Annotated in this window: 20 protein-coding genes; 10 read left to right on the forward strand and 10 right to left on the reverse strand. The window is 32.2% G+C overall.

Annotated features, from left to right (window positions below; genetic code table 11):
- Positions 1-16: 16 nt before the first annotated feature.
- From OH814_RS10895 to OH814_RS10905, 3 genes are all read right to left on the reverse strand, one after another.
- Positions 17-247, reverse strand: coding sequence for a hypothetical protein (locus OH814_RS10895; protein WP_115620014.1), 231 nt, complete (start codon positions 245-247; stop codon positions 17-19).
- A 75-nt stretch (positions 248-322) separates the two neighbouring features.
- Positions 323-913: an HD domain-containing protein gene (locus OH814_RS10900; protein ID WP_308828169.1), complete on the reverse strand. Its 591-nt coding sequence runs from the start codon at positions 911-913 to the stop codon at positions 323-325.
- Positions 891-1,586 (reverse strand): hypothetical protein, encoded by a 696-nt coding sequence (locus OH814_RS10905; RefSeq protein ID WP_308828170.1) that lies wholly within the window; start codon positions 1,584-1,586, stop codon positions 891-893. Before OH814_RS10905 ends, OH814_RS10900 begins: the two co-directional genes overlap by 23 nt.
- 296 nt (positions 1,587-1,882) lie before the next feature.
- Here OH814_RS10905 and OH814_RS10910 point away from each other — a divergent pair, with 296 nt between their 5' ends.
- The 10 genes from OH814_RS10910 to OH814_RS10955 all read left to right on the forward strand — a co-directional run bounded on the left by OH814_RS10910 (position 1,883) and on the right by OH814_RS10955 (position 10,689).
- Positions 1,883-2,212 carry a PadR family transcriptional regulator gene (locus OH814_RS10910; RefSeq protein WP_066681456.1) on the forward strand — a complete coding sequence of 110 codons (330 nt, stop codon included), beginning with the start codon at positions 1,883-1,885 and terminating at the stop codon, positions 2,210-2,212.
- 11 nt (positions 2,213-2,223) lie between these two features.
- Entirely contained in the window at positions 2,224-3,951 is a 1,728-nt protein-coding gene (locus tag OH814_RS10915) for a PspC domain-containing protein (RefSeq protein WP_308828171.1), read from the forward strand.
- A 312-nt stretch (positions 3,952-4,263) separates the two neighbouring features.
- Positions 4,264-4,863: a 1-acyl-sn-glycerol-3-phosphate acyltransferase gene (locus OH814_RS10920; protein WP_308828172.1), complete on the forward strand. Its 600-nt coding sequence runs from the start codon at positions 4,264-4,266 to the stop codon at positions 4,861-4,863.
- A 154-nt stretch (positions 4,864-5,017) separates the two neighbouring features.
- Positions 5,018-5,452: a PaaI family thioesterase gene (locus tag OH814_RS10925; RefSeq protein WP_308828173.1), complete on the forward strand. Its 435-nt coding sequence runs from the start codon at positions 5,018-5,020 to the stop codon at positions 5,450-5,452.
- A gap of 117 nt (positions 5,453-5,569) precedes the next feature.
- On the forward strand, positions 5,570-6,028 hold the full coding sequence (locus OH814_RS10930) for a protease complex subunit PrcB family protein (protein WP_308828174.1): 459 nt from the start codon (positions 5,570-5,572) through the stop codon (positions 6,026-6,028).
- Between the two features lie 63 nt (positions 6,029-6,091).
- Entirely contained in the window at positions 6,092-6,556 is a 465-nt protein-coding gene (locus OH814_RS10935; protein WP_308828175.1) for a protease complex subunit PrcB family protein, read from the forward strand.
- A gap of 52 nt (positions 6,557-6,608) precedes the next feature.
- Positions 6,609-7,685, forward strand: a complete 1,077-nt coding sequence (locus OH814_RS10940; RefSeq protein WP_201135133.1) for a hypothetical protein — start codon at positions 6,609-6,611, stop codon at positions 7,683-7,685.
- Between the two features lie 3 nt (positions 7,686-7,688).
- Positions 7,689-8,792: a sigma-70 family RNA polymerase sigma factor gene (locus OH814_RS10945; protein WP_308828176.1), complete on the forward strand. Its 1,104-nt coding sequence runs from the start codon at positions 7,689-7,691 to the stop codon at positions 8,790-8,792.
- A gap of 13 nt (positions 8,793-8,805) precedes the next feature.
- Positions 8,806-9,690 carry an outer membrane beta-barrel protein gene (locus OH814_RS10950; RefSeq protein ID WP_308828177.1) on the forward strand — a complete coding sequence of 295 codons (885 nt, stop codon included), beginning with the start codon at positions 8,806-8,808 and terminating at the stop codon, positions 9,688-9,690.
- A 24-nt stretch (positions 9,691-9,714) separates the two neighbouring features.
- Complete coding sequence (locus OH814_RS10955; protein ID WP_308828178.1) at positions 9,715-10,689, forward strand: chorismate-binding protein; 975 nt, start codon at positions 9,715-9,717, stop codon at positions 10,687-10,689.
- Between the two features lie 77 nt (positions 10,690-10,766).
- Here the strand turns inward: OH814_RS10955 and OH814_RS10960 are convergent, their stop codons facing one another.
- The 7 genes from OH814_RS10960 to OH814_RS10990 form a co-directional block, all read right to left on the reverse strand.
- Positions 10,767-10,961 (reverse strand): hypothetical protein, encoded by a 195-nt coding sequence (locus tag OH814_RS10960; protein ID WP_308828179.1) that lies wholly within the window; start codon positions 10,959-10,961, stop codon positions 10,767-10,769.
- 3 nt (positions 10,962-10,964) lie between these two features.
- A complete protein-coding gene (locus OH814_RS10965) occupies positions 10,965-11,567 on the reverse strand; it encodes a MarC family protein (RefSeq protein ID WP_074229825.1) in 603 nt (200 codons plus the stop codon).
- Positions 11,568-11,610: 43 nt separating this feature from the next.
- On the reverse strand, positions 11,611-13,344 hold the full coding sequence (locus OH814_RS10970; protein ID WP_308828180.1) for a BatD family protein: 1,734 nt from the start codon (positions 13,342-13,344) through the stop codon (positions 11,611-11,613).
- A complete protein-coding gene (locus OH814_RS10975) occupies positions 13,344-14,078 on the reverse strand; it encodes a tetratricopeptide repeat protein (protein WP_076561853.1) in 735 nt (244 codons plus the stop codon). The genes OH814_RS10970 and OH814_RS10975 overlap by 1 nt, the downstream gene beginning before the upstream one ends.
- Positions 14,079-14,167: 89 nt before the next feature.
- Positions 14,168-15,175, reverse strand: a complete 1,008-nt coding sequence (locus tag OH814_RS10980; protein WP_308828181.1) for a VWA domain-containing protein — start codon at positions 15,173-15,175, stop codon at positions 14,168-14,170.
- Positions 15,175-16,167: a VWA domain-containing protein gene (locus OH814_RS10985; protein WP_308828182.1), complete on the reverse strand. Its 993-nt coding sequence runs from the start codon at positions 16,165-16,167 to the stop codon at positions 15,175-15,177. Before OH814_RS10985 ends, OH814_RS10980 begins: the two co-directional genes overlap by 1 nt.
- Positions 16,160-17,056: a BatD family protein gene (locus tag OH814_RS10990; RefSeq protein WP_374990567.1), complete on the reverse strand. Its 897-nt coding sequence runs from the start codon at positions 17,054-17,056 to the stop codon at positions 16,160-16,162. Before OH814_RS10990 ends, OH814_RS10985 begins: the two co-directional genes overlap by 8 nt.
- Between the last annotated feature and the right edge of the window lie 58 nt (positions 17,057-17,114).

The raw sequence follows: 17,114 nt of genomic DNA on the forward strand, positions 1-17,114 counted from the left end.
TGTAAAAACAACCAATTTATTCCTCTAAAATTTCCAAACGGATGTCTATAGGAATAGTCGTGATAATCAATATATGATTGTCTTCATCTCTTACTTCTACATCAGCATTAGAAAAGCTTCCGTCAGAATTTTTTTTCTTAACTATAATATCTTTAGCACTGAGAAATTTCTTAGGAACGATAAGCGTATAATTGTTTTCACTTTGATGGTATTGTAATTCTTCCCTATTATAATCTTTTGTTTGCATGACATTTTTTGTAAATTAAAAAACAATCTGCAGACCAAAATTCAAAAGTTCTTTTAATTTTAATAATATGTTTTGTTACTTTATTACTTTTTCAGATTCTAGATTAAGATTCATGAGATAATGAAAAGCCTCTCCCATTTCATCAGAAGCTTTGCTGATTGCATTTTCAAGCATTTTTCTGATTTGCAACTCTGTTACTTTAGCTTCCGTCCAGCTTTTTCCTGAAGTATGAGAATTGAGAATGAAAGGCATAATTCTGTCGATTGCGCATGCAAAAATAGCATCGGGAGTTTGTTCTTCTTCAAATTCAAGCCACAGGTTGAAGAATTCTGAGCGAATTGGTTCGTCCAAAATTCCAAAAATATTTTGAGCGGATAGTTTTTCTCGTTCAAATTTGCCAACCATTGCCGCTTCATCAAAAAGAAAAGTATCGCCTGCTTCAATTTCAACCAAATCATGAATGGAAAGCATTCTGATGACTCTCAACAAATCGATATCGGCTCTGTTTTTGGCGTACGGAAAAAGAATTTGAGCCAGAATAATAATCTGCCACGAATGTTCTGCTGTGTTTTCTCTTCTGGAATCATCTGCATTATAATTTCTTCTCTGCACATTTTTCAGTGCATCTACTGCGAGAATAAAATCAATTTCTTTCTGTATTTTCATTTATTTCTTCTTTAAAATATCGTTCTCTGGGATAGATTGTCGTTTTTGCAAACCACTTGTAATCTATAAATTCTCTTTTTACGGTTTTTACTTTTTCAGGATCTCTTGTATCTTCTTCAAATTCTAATACCTTCAATATCCCCCTTTCGGGAACGAAGAGATATTCTGATGTAAGATTCCAGCAACATCCGTTTTTTTGATAGGCTACAATTCTTTTATGTTCTTGATCTGTTTTAAATATTCCGGAATTTGAATGCACCAAATTCGTCAACTCATCACTCAAAACAAACCGCTGCGTAGAAGTATTATTCAAATATACTTCATAAAAAGGACTTTCGTGATTACTGTTTCCGTTTCTAATGGCAACATCTTCAGTTGCGTCAAAATTGAAATCATCAAAAACAACTGAATTTTTCAATGAATCAAAAACAGGTTTGCGGCTTTCATTTAAATCTAAATAAAAATCGTCCGAAAATAAAGTCTGATATTTCCTGGAAATACCTTTATCATAAAGATCTACGGTAGCCTTCCCGTTGCATTTATTCTCATTACAGGTTTCAATAGTAACGATGACATTAAAGCTTTTGGAAACATCTCTCAACTCAAAAATATTTTGCGCACTACAAAGTCCTCCTAAAAGAACAGATGCCATTAGAAATTTATTGTAACTCATGGTAATAGTTTTTATAATTTTTCAAATGAAAAGCTGAAAAATCTATAACAAATATAAAAATTTAAGCTCAAAAAATCAGTTTATTTCTACTATTTAATAATAATTCAAAATTGTTAATTAAAATTATTCAATTGACTACCAATACTTTAGATTAATTCTAAAAATAATTCCACTACTTTGTATTGCATATTACCATTTTAATTACATATCTTTGTAATGTAAAATCGGAATAGGTTCATCTAGCTAGGAACCGAAATCTGAAAATTATATAACTCAATAACAAAAACCTATTAAAGATGAATACCGAAAATACCAAAGCGCAAATGCGAAAAGGGATTCTGGAATTCTGTATTTTGAGCCTTATCAATAATCGCGAAATGTACGTTTCTGATTTGATAGACGAGCTGAAAAAAGGAAAACTGGATGTCGTGGAAGGAACCCTCTATCCTCTTTTAACCCGATTGAAAAATGGAGAGTTTCTCTCTTACAGATGGGAAGAATCTACAGGAGGACCTCCCAGAAAATATTACCAAATTACAGAAAAAGGCAAAACGTTTTTATCTGAACTTCAAATAACCTGGAAAGAATTAACAGATTCTGTAAACCAAATTACCCAAAAACTTTAAAAACAAAAGCTATGAACAAGACACTCTCAATAGGACTCGCAGGTTTTTCTTTTACCATAGAAGAACACGCATACATAAAGCTTAGCGATTATCTGAATGCTCTTAGAAGCGCTTTGGATATTTCTGAAGCTGATGAGGTAATTCACGATATAGAAATAAGAATGGTTGAAATATTCAGAGATTCTTTAGGAAAACGTGAAGTAATCAACGACGGTGATGTAGAAAGGGTAATTGCACAGATTGGTACTCCAGAAAAGATCGAAGAGCAGGAAGAAGCTTATTATTCTGAAAAAAATACAAACTCAAATAAAAACAATTCTACAGGAACAACCTACACAGATAAAAGACAATTGTTCCGTGATCCTGAAAATCATAAAATCGCAGGGGTTTGTGCTGGTTTAGCAGCATATTCCGGAATGGAAATTTCTTGGATGAGATTGATCTGGGTGGGTGCATTTTTATTCTTATGGGTTGCACCGGGATCATCTTTTCTTGTAATTATTCTGTATTTTATTCTTTGGGCTGTTTTACCAAAAGCTGAATCTGCTTCAGATTTTCTAAAAATGAAGGGAAAGCCTTTAAATTTTGATAATCTAAAAGAAGAATCAAGTAAAATTGTACAGTTTGCCAACGAAACAAGTACAAGAGCTGGTGAAATTTTCATCGAAAACAAACCGTACATCAACAATGCAGGAAACGGAATCTGGAATGTTTTCAAATATATAATCGGTGCATTTTTCGCCTTCATGGCAATAAGCAGCATCATCGGTGTATTTGTAGTATTCGGTTTATTTGGAATTGATTCTAATTTTCCAGGAGCAAATGAAATGAAATTCCTTTTTGATGACGATGGCCTTTACAATGTTTTGGCAGCATTAATTATCATTGGATCTTTGATACCGGCTATACTTTTCAGCCTGTTGAGCATTAAAATCTTCTCACCAAAAACTAAGTTGAGAAATATCGGCTGGGTTTTAGGAGTATTATTTTTAGCAGTAATAGGCTTAGGAACATTCTTCGGAGTGAGTATGGCAAAAAGAGAAATGCTTTTTAAAGGTCATAAAGAAGATACTGAAGAAATTGCAATCAATACAACATCAGACAGTCTTTATGTAGATGTAAAACAAATTTCTATTCCTCAGAACTTTACGGGATATGATGACGACATCTATTCAGATAAAAAATCGGTGTACAACAAAGATTACATTTATGTAGAAGTGACAAGAAAGGAAAATGTAAAAACACCTTACCTGATCATCAAAAAAGAGGCAAAAGGATATAATATACCATTGAATGTAAATGTTCCTGTAGAAATTTCCGGTAATAAAGTATTACTTCCGAATTTTATTAAATACCCGTACGACCACAGATTCAGAGATTATCACATTGATTATGAACTGGTAATTCCTCAAAACATGATTGTAATTCCTGTAAAAGATCACGGGATAGATTTCAAAGGAGACCTGGATAATAACGGTATTAATGATAACGAAGAATCTGACGACAATGAAGAAGGAAATATCAGCATTGAAAAAAACAAAATTTCAATCAACGGTTCTACCATCGAGTACAATTCGGATGATAAAGACAGTGTAATCATTAACGGAGTAAAAGTTGCCGAAAGAGATGCCAAGAAAAAGATAGACTCTATCAAAAACATCATCAAGCAACAAGAAACCGAGATAAAAAATATCAAAATAAAAGACGGCGATAAAGAAATTTCTATTAAAACTAAATAAGTAACCTCTGAGAGTGTTGGAAGGTGTGGATGAAAGACAACCGTTTGAAATTCACACTCTTCTTCTCTCAAAAATTTACAAAAAATTTCAATAGAAAGTGTTTTATCTCAAAAAAAGCTTTATATTTGTATATCCAGATTCTATAAAAACAAACACGAAAAAAATTTAAGCCATGGTACAAGTAGTTTTAGAAATTGCAGTAAAAATCGCAGATTTAATCAGCAGTTTATTTTAAGAGCGACAATATTTCAATATATTTGTAAAGTATAACCAAAGTTTGGTTATACTTTTTTGTTTTAAATATAAAATTACATGAAAAAGCTAATAGGTAGTCTAATGCTAAAAATTCTGGGTTGGAAAGTCGTTCTGCAGGGCGATGTCAGCAATCTGGACCGTTGCATTCTTGTTGTTGCACCACACACCCATAATATGGAATATCTATTGGGAAACTTAGCCTACTGGAAATTAGGAAAAAAACTTAAAATTATCATTAAAGACGCTCATACTAAAGCCTGGTACGGTTCAGTAGTAAGAGGTTTAGGTGGAATCGGTATCGACAGAAGTCAGAAAAACGATCTTATTAATTTTGTGGCTAATGAGTTTAAAAAAGATGATTTCAGCTTAGTGATTACGCCGGAAGGAACAAGAAGCTGGGTTCCGAAATGGAGAAAAGGCTTTTACCACATGGCTTTAGCAGCAAAAGTTCCTATTGTTTTGGCAGCGGGTGATTTTAAAAGAAATATTGTTTATTTAGGATATCAAATTCCTTACGAGAGATTGGAAACGGCAAGTTTTGCTGAAGTAATGAAGGAAATTCAGGATTATTATATTAAAAATGATATCGGTCCAAAAATTCCGGCAAACTGGAATCCGAATATTATGGGAAATGACGCTGAAGGAGTTAGGAGTTAGGAGTTAGGAGTTAGGAGTTAGGAGTTAGGAGTTAGGAGTTAGGAGTTAGGAGTTAGGAGTTAGGAGCAAAATTACTTTTTACTTTTTACTTTTTACTTTTTACTTTTTACTTTTTACTTTTTACTTTAAAAAATTACTTATTACACATAAAAATATGTACACAAAAGATAAAACGAAAGAAGAAATATTAGAATTCATCAATAACTGGGGTGAAGAAACTTTTGCGAAAACGATTGGTATTCATTTTATCGATATTGATATTGAAAACGAAACGCTGACTGCAACAATGCCTGTTACACCAAACATCCATCAACCTTTCGGAATTATGCATGGTGGAGCAAGCTGTGTTTTAGCAGAAACAATGGGCTCTAGTCTTTCTAATATTTTCATCGACGGAAGCAAATATTTTGGTGTAGGAACCAACATTAATTCCAATCATTTAAGAAGTAAAAAAGATGGTATTGTGACTGCCGTAGCAAAATTTATCAGAAAAGGAAAAACGATGCACGTTTCCGAGATTGAAATTCGTGACGAAAAAGGTCAGTTGATCAATCATACAACGATGACGAACAATATTATCAACCAATAAGAAATTTATTTTAAATAAAATTTAAAGGCTCAAATTTTTGAGTCTTTTTTATTATGTTACAACAAAATTTTTAGATTTTCATTTATTATGTAATTGAAAAACATAAATTTACACAGTATGAAAAAACATTTAATTATTCTGTTATATTCCGTATTATTCATTCTAACTTCATGTCGTAATAATGATGAAAACATTGAGAATAAAAATCAAATTAACTTTCAATTGATTGGAAAAGGAAATTTGATAGGAAATTACGTTAATCCTCAAAACAACATTATTACAAACTCTATACAATGGAATAATTTTCTTAATCAAATAGACAGCACAACTTATCAAACTTCTGCTAGTTTTATCACAACTTATATTGATTTTAACGAATTTATAGTTATCATTGTAGTAGATGAAACTTATCCAAGCGGTGGACACTCAATCGAGATTACGAAAATGGAAGAATACCCTAAGTATATTACTATCAATGTAGAAAAATCGTTAAAGGGAAACGTCACATCTTTTATCACTCAGCCTTATCATATTGTGAAAATTCCTAAAACCGCTAAATCTTTAATATTTAATTAAAGCCTCCTGCAACCTTTTTATTTTTTTTTATCTTATATAAAGAAACCCTTAAATTTATATATCATGAAAAAACATTTACTCCTTTTACTATGTTCCATCTTTTTTGTTACGATTTCCTGTCGTAATAATCATGATGATGAACCATTGGAGAATAAAAACCAAATTAATTTTCAGTTGATTGGAAAAGGAAATTTGACGGGAAATTACGCTGCCCAACAAAATACAGTGATTACAAACGCAACACAATGGAATAACTTTCTAAGTCAAATAGACGGTCAAAACAATCATCCTTCGGCAGGTTTTACAGAAACAAATATCGATTTTAATCAGTTTATGGTAATTGTTGTTATTGATGCAGTTTATCCAAATGGTGGACATTCCGTTGATATTATGACCGTTGATGAAAATCCGCAAAATATTGAGATTGATGTTGAAAAATTACTTCAGGGAAACGTAACAACAGTTGTCACCCAACCTTATCACATCGTGAAAATACCTAAAATTTTAAAACCTGTGATATTTAATTAAAATCTACTGCAACCTTTTTACATTTTCACATCTTAGTAAGAAAAGAATAACCATGAGAAATTTAATTTTACCATTTATTTTATTGCTGACGTTTGTATTCTCTTGTCGGGAAAATGATATTGATGAAGGGCTTGAGAAAAAAAACACTTCATACGATGTATACATTGCCGGTAAAGAAAATAATAAAGCCTGTTTTTGGAAAAACACTATTAAAACTGATCTAAGTAATGGTGATGGTATAAGCACAACTAATATTAAAGTTGAAAATAATGATGTGTATGTTACGGGAGTTACTCTGCCAAATACAGCAAATAATGGGATAGAATATTTTTGGAAAAACAATGTGAGAACTACCGTTAAACAATATCTTAACATTCCAAATAACGTTCAATATTATATTAAATCTTTTACCGTAAATAACGGAGATATCTATTTTGCCGGTTATGTAGAAAATCCGACAACAACAAGTGCCTTCGATAAATTTGAAATGTGTTTTTGGAAAAATGGTGTAAAAACAATACTTTATAAAAGCCAATATTACTCTTCAGCAGAAAGCATCCTGATAGATGGTTCAGATGTATATATTTCTACAACAAAAGTTGACAATAATCAAAGTTTAGAATATGGATATTTTAAGAATACAGTATTCACATCAATACCATCAAGTTATGTTTATAATTTCGCAAAAAACAGCAACGGAATTCATTTATTATTTCAAAATAACTTAAAATATTATTCTAAAAATATCAGCACAAACACCGAAACTTTAATTGGTGATTACACACATCCTGTTCATGTATTAGGTAAAATTATTTCTCACAATGCCACTAATGATTTATATACAATACAAAGTTCATCGGGTGGGTTTTACTTTAAAAACAATTTACAAACTATTCCTAACTTCTCTACTTTACCCTATATTCAAGACATGTTTGTTTTAGATAACAATATCTATATGATAAAATATAATAATAATCTTACCCCTGATCCTAACAATCCAAATATGACTTACAATGGCAAAGTATTCATTAATGGTGTGGAATCGCAAAATATAACGAGTATAAGTAATGCAGGAAGTGGTTATTATGCTTTGGGAACTTTCAATTCAATTTTTGTAGTACAGAACTAAAAAATGTCAAAGACAAAACTCAACTGGCAAAAAATCTATCTCGAACATTCCCCAAAACTTTTGGGGATTTGTCGCAGATATATCACCGATCTTCAGAATGCGGAAGATATTGTGCAGGACAGTTTTATGACAGCGATTCAGAAAAATCATCAGTTAAAAGACGAGAAGGCAATTTTTGGTTGGCTGAAAAAAATTGTTATCAATAACGCATTACAGTTCATCCGAAAAACCAGTAAAGAGACCTTTATTACCACCGAACCATCAGAAATCCCAGATAATACATTGACCGAAATGACAACATCTGCAACCGACGAAAAAACACACATTCTATCATACGATTTTACAAGAGAAGAACTGTTGAAATCTATCGATAGTCTGCCTTCTCACCACAAATCAGTTTTCAATTTATATTATATCGAAAACTATTCTCATGCAGAAATTTCAAGTCTGCTGGAAATTCCGGTTAATACATCAAAATCTCATTTGATGAGAGCTAAAAAATCGATTCAAAGCTATTTAATTACACATTTTGTCAACAATGAAACTCCGAAAAATAAAACGGCTCAGCTTTTAGTTTTTTTGGGTTTTAGCGGATTGGTATGGGCTCAGAATTTTCAAACTAAGTTTTTAGATTTCACCATTTCACCATCGAAAAATTTTGAAATTCCTTCTGATATTAATTCAAATACTATTTCGTTTTCTTCAACCCAAAATTTTTGGAAAGAGAAAGCTATTATCGGAACTACTTTCTTCATTATTATCGTTGGTTCAATTTTATTTTTTAGTCCTAAAAATTCTTTAAGCAAAACATTTAATTCAAATATTACTAATTTTAAACCCGTTGAAAATGTTGTAACAACTAATCAAAACAATGCAAATATTTCAAAAGAATTATCTTCAAATAAAGGTTTAGAAAATGTAAAAACGGTTCAAAACTTAGTTTCAGAAAACAATAAAGATTTAAAATCAGAAAATCATTCTATTAAAACAAAAAACATAGTATCTTCAAAGCCTATAACAAAAAAAGATTCTGCTGAAACTGTTTCTCACAAAGTGATTGTTGTAAAAAAAATAATTCAAAGAGATACTATTTTTATAGAAAGATAAAACTAAACCAACCATGCTTTTAAGAAAAATAATTTTACTTTTTTCTGTTATTTTCATTAATTCTACTTTCGCTCAACGCAAAAAAACAGATACCATTTACGTGTATGAAAAAGTGATTGTGTACGATACTATTTATCTGGAAAAAGCAATAAAATTAAAACCTGCAAAACTGATGCTGTCTTCTCTTGAAATTCAGGCAAAAGAAATAAAAAGCATTCCACAAAACACAAATAAAGAAGAAATTGAAGAACAATTAAATAAAATTTCAGTCAATAAATTTAAATACGGAATTCATGCAGGAATTGGTGTAAAAAAAGCAAGTTGGGCAGAAAATATCTCTGATAAAAATCAACAGTTTGGACAAAACTTAGGAATATGGATTTCTAAAAGAATTATCGATCCGAATTTTTCATTAATGCTTTCTGCAAATATCTATTCTTGGAATTCTACGTTTGATTTGGATGCCAATAAAGAAGAAACTTACCTCGACGGATTTTACTTTTCCAAAGACAACCAACCTCTACTTTTTCAAAGGTTTAACAACAAACATTTTGAATATATTTTGCAATTAAAAGCACTTTACGAATGGAAAAATCTCCGTCCGTTTGTTGGCTTCTTATCGAATAAAAATAATTACAAAATGCAGTTTTTAGTTCCTGAAAATAATGTTCTAGACAAATTGGATGATTTTAAAAACAATCAAGTCAATTTCGGATTTTCTTTAGGCTTACAATACCGATTGTTTAACCGATTTTTGATCGATGTAGAATATCAACATTTTAAAATTAAAAATCTTTCGTTAAAAAACTCATCATTTGATTTTGACATTTTTAAGACTAGTAATACCTTTGCTGAAAGAAAAATCAGTTTAGGAATTTCTTATTTTATTTCTAAATAATGGTTTTCTGAAAGATTCAAAATTATGATCTATTTCAAATTTCCTTTTGACGAACAACTTTACTCTACGGACGAAAATTCTAACATAAATTCAATCAATTTCCATTCTTTTAATAACATTGAAAAAATTGATATTGCCGGAAAAGTTATCAAAAAAAATCTATTGGAATTTGAAGATTTAGAAATGATTTCGCAAATTTTACCCGAAGATGAAACTCAGTTTATTGCAGAAACTCAAAAAGAATATTTGCAAAAACTGGAAGAAGTAATTGAAATTATCAAAGAAAACAACCTCCCGAAATTGGTGCTTTCCAGAAGAAAAATTTTCACTGATTTTGCTGAAATAGATCTGAAAGAAAGTTTCAACAACCTTTGCAGAAATTATCCTAATGCATTCAAATATCTGTTTTTCGATGGCGAAACTTCATGGATGGGTGCTTTTTCCGAAGTTTTAGGAAAATTCAATAAATCGACTCATGAGTTTGAAACCATGAGTATTGCAGGAACAATTCCTGTGTCTGAAGAATGGACTGAAAAAGAGATTGAGGAACAGAAGCCTGTTTCATCTTACATTAGAAATACTTTAACGAAATATGCCACTCTGAGCGAAGTTCAGGAGTCTGAAACGTACGATCATATTTCTGGAAATATCAAACATTTAAAAACTGATTTTAAAATAAAAATCAATCCTGAAGATTTAGATTCTATTATTCAGGAGCTTCATCCGACGCCAGCAGTTTGTGGAATTCCAAAGGATTTTTGCAGAGAAGTTATCGAAAAGGTTGAGAAATTTCCTCGTGAATTGTATGCAGGATATATTAAGATTGAAACGGAAGATTACATACAATATTTTGTGAATTTACGTTGTGCAAGGTTATATAAAAACTCAGTTCATCTCTTTGTAGGTGGAGGGATTACCGCTCAAAGCAATCCTGAAAAAGAATGGCAGGAAACTGAACTAAAATCTGAAGCTGTACTTAAAAATTTGGTTGTAATTTAATAATTATTCATCATTTTTTAGACCAATAAAAAACCTCTTTCAAAACGAAAGAGGTTTATATATTTATGTGCAAAGCATTACTTCTTCGCTCCTATTTTGCTCCAAGTATTAAGGATGAAAAGTAAACCAACACCCAACAATCCACAAGCGATTGAAATTAAGAATTTAACATTATCATCAGATGTAATATCTGAATTCCAGTCTATTGCATACGTATTGATAGCGATAATTACGATAAATACGATTAAAAACACTTTATAAAACTTCTGCATGATCTAAAAATTTATATAATTCTGCACCAGCTGCGCAAAATTTGCGGTAAATAATTTAATTGAAATTGCCAGTAGAATAATTCCGAAAACTTTCTGAAGAATTGCCAAAGACGCCTCTCCCATTTTCTTCTCGATCCACTTCGCAGATTTCAGCACCAAATATACGAAAATTGTATTGAGAATGATCCCACAAATAATGTTAATATCATGAAACTCTGCTCTTAAAGATAAAGTAGTCGTTAAAGTTCCGGCACCTGCAACCAAAGGAAATGCAATCGGAACAATCGAGGCTGATTTTGCTTCGGTCGTTTTGTTGATTTCAATCCCTAAAATCATTTCAAGTGCAATGATAAAAATAACAAAAGCACCTGCAATAGCAAATGAATTGACATCTACACCGATGAATTTTAAGATCTTGTTTCCTACAAAAAGAAAAACAATCATAATCAATCCGGCTGTAATTGACGCTCTTCCGGCTTCAATTTGTCCGAATTTCTGTTGCAAGCTTACCACAATCGGAACCGAACCGATGATGTCGATGACCGCGAAAAGTACCATGAAACTGGTAATTACTTCTTTAAAAGAGAAACTGTTGAAAACCTCCATTTCTTACGATTATTAATTTCGCAAAAATATAAATAAAAAATGATTATTTACTAATAAGAGAATATAATTTAACAATATCTTTTAACAGATCGTTTATAGAATCTTCTGAGGTGATAGGAGAATACTTCTCAATCTGCACTTTTTGCAATAATTCCTGATAACTCTCAGCAACAGAACTTCCATTTTGTCTTTCAAGGAATACTTTAAAATCCTCTTTAGAACTTTGGAAATACTGATTTCTCACTTCCGCATCCATTTCATCAAATGTTTCAAAAAACTTAGGATAGTCACCTGAAATTTTCAGATTTTCAAGATATGCAAAATAATCACTGATATCTGTTTTTAAACTTTCTCTGATTTCTTTTTCTGTTTCAGCAACAGAACCCAAAGGTTTCGGAGTTGGCTTTTCTTTAATTATAGTTTGTTTTTTTTGCCAATATTTAAACAAGATATAGGCGATGAATAAGCCAATTAATATAGCAATATTCACGAAGAGCACATTCCAGTTGAATTTACTTTTCTCTTTTACTTTAAAAGAAGTGGTTTTCAACACTGGGCTGTCAACGGTTTCCAGAAAAGTATTGGTATATTCATTTACTTTTTCTACAGTAGATCTTGCTTCTAAAACCTGATCATGCGAAAAGGCCGTTAAACCAAGTTTTTCCTGTCCAAGATTTACATATTCTTTTTCCGCCGGATTGAAGAAAGCAAAAGCTTCTGTTTTAACGATCAGTTCACCTGCTTTTTTGGGAATCAAGATATATTTAGCCAAAATTTCCCCTTTCATTCCTGTAAGACCGGGATTTAAGCGTGAAGTAATTTTGGGTGCAAAAATCTCATAATCGGGAGATTCTTCAATTTTAGGAAGATTCATGTCAGCAAGATTACCTTCACCAGATACTTTCACCGTTACATTAACAGGTTTTTTAGCCTCAATTTTTTCTTTTGTCGGGCAATAAATATCCACTTTAAAATTACCTACTGCATTTTTAAAAGATTGAGGTGAGCCTTCAGGAAGTTTTTTTACATTCAGCCTTACTTTATTGGAAGCTATTTTGCTTTTGGTAGAAAAAGTATTTACCGAAGCAGAAACCGAAGGAACTTCTACGTAACCCGACTCGTTTGGAAACACCATAAAAACAGCCAAAACCTGTGATGCCATATTGGCGTAACCGGAAGGATCTATCTCTGATCTTTTTAAACTTACTGCATGTACATTAAGGTTTTCCTGCTGTGGAAGCCTTATATTTTTTACTCTTCTAAGGTTGTCGATATTTTTGGAATAAACACGCAAAACAGCAATTGTAGGCTGATCCTGATACACTTCGCGGTCTTCAATTTCCATATTGAGATAAACATCGTTGGCAAGATTTGCGATTGGTTTTTTCTCAATATCTTTTATGAAAATATCGAAAGGTTCAGTTTTATAGATTTTATTATTGACGTTTACCAAGACAGAACCAATTCTTACTTTCCCTTTTTGTTTGGGCTCAAGCGCAATTCTTGTGATATATTGATCGATTGCCGTGTTTGTATCGGAGTCGTTAACGATTTGATTGAATGATCCGCTACCGATCATATTAAACTTTGACAAATCCGGAAGCATGATTTTACTTTTCTGTTCCAGATTATTTCCGTTTAGTTCTAAAACAATCGTAAGATTTACGACTTCTTTACCGTTGTAATCCGTTTTGTCAGATTTCATAGACAGCTGTACCTGTCCGTAAGAAATTACAGATATGAGGGTAAATATTGCGTAAATAATTTTTTGTTTCATCACCAATCTTTCTCGTTGCTTTGCGGCTTTGAATAAGATTTTTCGTCTAAAATTCTTTTGGCAGTTTTTTTCTCTCTGCCGTTGATACTATCAAGGATGGCTTTTTCTAATTCTTTGGGAAGTTTTCCTTCGCCGCCTTTTCCTTGGGGTTTGTTTTCCTCACCTTTATTTTGTTGAGGACCCTCACCCTGATCCTTTTGTTGATTTTTAGAATCTCCTTTCTCTCCTTTGTTTTTATCTTCTCCGCCTCCGTTTTTACCGGAGCTTTTGTCCTTCTTGCTGTCGTTTCTCTCTTTTTCTTTCTGCTTCAGCTTAGCAATCTCATAGTTTTTTCTGGTAGCCTCATTATAAGGATCTTGCTTCAGAGATTGTTTGTAATAATCAGCTGCTTTATCCGGCTGATTCATCTGCATCATTGTGTTTCCCAAATTGTGAAGCGTTGCCGCTTTATCGGGTAAAGTCTGAGAAAGTTTTTCTGCTTTTGCATACTCTTCTTTCGCTTCCTGATACATTTTTCTTTTGTACAGAGCATTTCCCAAATTATAGTGTGCTGTAAAATCACCAGAGTTTGATTTTATAGCTTCCATATACTTTGAAGAAGCGCCATCATAATCATTAGCATTAAATTTTTTGTTGCCTTCAAAGACTAAAGTCTTATAACTTTCCTGCCCAAATAATGCACTTGAGAACGAAAAAGCAAACAATAACGCTAAAAATACAATTTTAGTATTCATCTCTTGCAAAATTATCCCTTTATATGTTAAGAAACAGCGTCTTATTTGTTAAAATTGGGTTAAAGTATTCAATGAAAAACCGAATTACTTTAAACATTAAAATCTCTTTTAGGATTAAACAGAAAAATCATCAAAAAGAAAAATATAGAAACGCCTAAAAAGTATTGGTAATAGTGATTGGCATTCTGAGAATTGACCGTTGTGTTGCTGTCTGATGCTTTTTTGTTGATTTCGTCAGCAATTCTTTTGGGAGCATCGTTCATATTATTACCGTCAATGTAGCTTCCGCCAGTAGATTCTGCCATTTTTTTCAGAGCCCCGGTTTGTCTTTTAGAGATAACTGTTTCACCATTTTGATCAAATTTATATCCGATAAGCTGTCCAAACTTATAAACTGGCACCGGCGCACCTTCATCAGTACCAACACCTACAGAAGTAATGCTTATTCCTTCTTTGTTTGCCAAGCGTATCGCTGCATTGTCATTGCCTTCATTATCTTCACCATCGCTTATTAAAACTACTTTTCTCGAACCTTTATTTATATTTTTAAATTTGGTTGCTGTAGTTTCCATTGCGAGAAGAAAATCTGTTCCCTGAATCGTTATATTGTCTGTATCTAAATCTGAAATATAGTTTTCTACCGAGCTATAATCTGTCGTTAACGGCATTATAGAAACCGCTTCACCTGCAAAAATAACGATGCCTATCTTATCATTTTTAAGCTCATGCATGGTATTGATGATCAAATTCTTAGCCTGAGTAAGACGGTCTGGATTAATGTCTTCTGCATTCATAGAATTCGAAACATCCAAAACAAACATCACATTGTTCATCTTTTGCTTGGTTTGTATCTTTTCGCTTCCGCTTAAAAGATCAATGATTGAAAATACCAAGAAAAGTGCTGCCAGAAAATAAAGCACCGGGAATATTTTTAAAAATCCCGAATTCTTTTCAAACAAACTTTCGTGAAATTTTGATTCTGCAAATAATTCTCTTTTCCTTTTTTTCCAACGCAGATAACGGATCAGAAAAAATGATAATAGCGGCAGAAGCAGCAATAACAAAAGATACCAGTAATTTCCTAAATACCAATCCATCAGCTTAAAAATTTATAAAGTACCCAACGTAAAACAGCATCAAAAACCAGCATTCCTAAAGCAATCCAGAGAAAAAGTCTAAAATATTCGTCATAATTGTACATTCTTGAAACATTGATATCCGTTTTTTCAAGCTTATTAATCTCAGCATAGATTTCCTGTAATTTACTTTCAGAATCTGCTCTGTAGTATTTGCCGTCTGTGGTTGCAGCAATTTCTCTCAGCATATTTTCATCAATAGAAACTTCTCTTTCGTCGTAGATATATCCAAACTCATCGTAAGTAACGGGCATTAAAGCATAACCGTTTGTTCCAATTCCTATACAATATACCTTTATATGATTATCTTTAGCGAGAACAGCAGCAATCTCCGGTGGAAAGAGATTCCCTACAGGACTGTTTACTCCGTCAGTCATCAGGATAACCACTTTGCTTTTTGCTTTACTTTTCATCAGGTGATTTACAGCAACCGCTAATCCGTCTCCTACAGAAGTACCGTCTACCATTTCACGCTGATTCATGTTTACAATTTCTTCCTTTACGGCATCATGATCAAACGTCAATGGAACTTTTAGAAAAGCTTCCATTTTATACTTTACCAGACCAAATCGGTCATTAGGTCGTTTATTAATAAAGTCTACCGCAATATTTTTCAGCACTTCATAGCGATCAGGTTCAAAATCTTTTGACAACATACTCAGTGAGACGTCTACAGCAAGCATTATATCAATTCCTTTTGTTTCATCCCTGTCCTGCGAAACCGAAAACGTTCTCGGTCTTGCCATAGCAATGATTAAAGCAGAAAGAATGATATATTTTGATAGTTTTAATAAGAAAAGCACGGGAAGAATTCCACTGTTTCCGTTCATTTTTTTTGTAGTGGGAACTTTAATCCCTTTTCTTTTTTTCTGACTTAAATCTTTAAATAAAAGCGGAATAAATACCAAAAATAAAAGAAAAAACCACGGACTGTAAAATTCAAAATCAAACATCTTTTCTCAGGTTTTCAAATTCAATATCCTTTGATGAGCGTTGCACAAAGGCTCTTATTTCGGCAAAATCTTTTTCCATCACCTCTTTATCAGGAAATGTTTTGGCAAATTTCACCAAATCACCTCGTAAAAAAACATCTTCTACAATCTTTTCGTTATCCTGGGAAATGGTATTGTTTTCTTTCATCAAAACTATCAAATCATCTGTCAGTAAAATATCTGCAGGAATTCGGTACTGTTTAGTTATAAATTTTCTTGAAATATCGATTAACTCTACATAAAACGACCGGTAATTCCCTTCTTCGATATATTTTTTCTTCTTTAATGAATCTAATTCTTTTAAAGTCTGATTTGTTGCTACAACAGGTGAGCTTTTGCGTCTTCTTCCGTATTTCACAAACATTACAATAGCAAAAATTAAACAGATAAAAGCGATTGCCGCCAAAACATACCATTTATACAGTTGCCAGTAATCAATTGCCTCCAAATCAACTTCCTTATTCTTCATAATGTCATTTATCTGGTCTTCTTTCAACGCAGTATTGATCACTTCAATTTCGTAAGGAATAGTTTTTAAAAGCTTGTCCCCTACTTTAAATTCAAGCTCCGGAATTTTATAAACTCCTTCTTCATAAACAGCAAATTCTATTTTTCTTTCGTACGTATTGGCGTTGATGCTGATGCTGTCTGAAATTTCTTCAAAATGAAAAGGCAGCAACTCATCTTTTGGCGCTGTAACAACAGCACTACTTTTAAGATTATCTATTTTTATAACGAAATGATTAACTTCTCCCAAAGCGAGTGTCGTTTTCTCCAGTTTAGAAGAAAGCAACTGTGCAAAGGAATTCACACAGATAAAGAATGAGAGTAATAAAAATATTTTTTTCAATTTTATTTCTAAATTTTTAGCATTTTGTTGTCATTCTGATGAAGGAAAAAGCTCGTAT

It is taken from the genome of Chryseobacterium sp. CFS15 (assembly GCF_031118795.1).
Classification (GTDB): domain Bacteria; phylum Bacteroidota; class Bacteroidia; order Flavobacteriales; family Weeksellaceae; genus Chryseobacterium; species Chryseobacterium indoltheticum.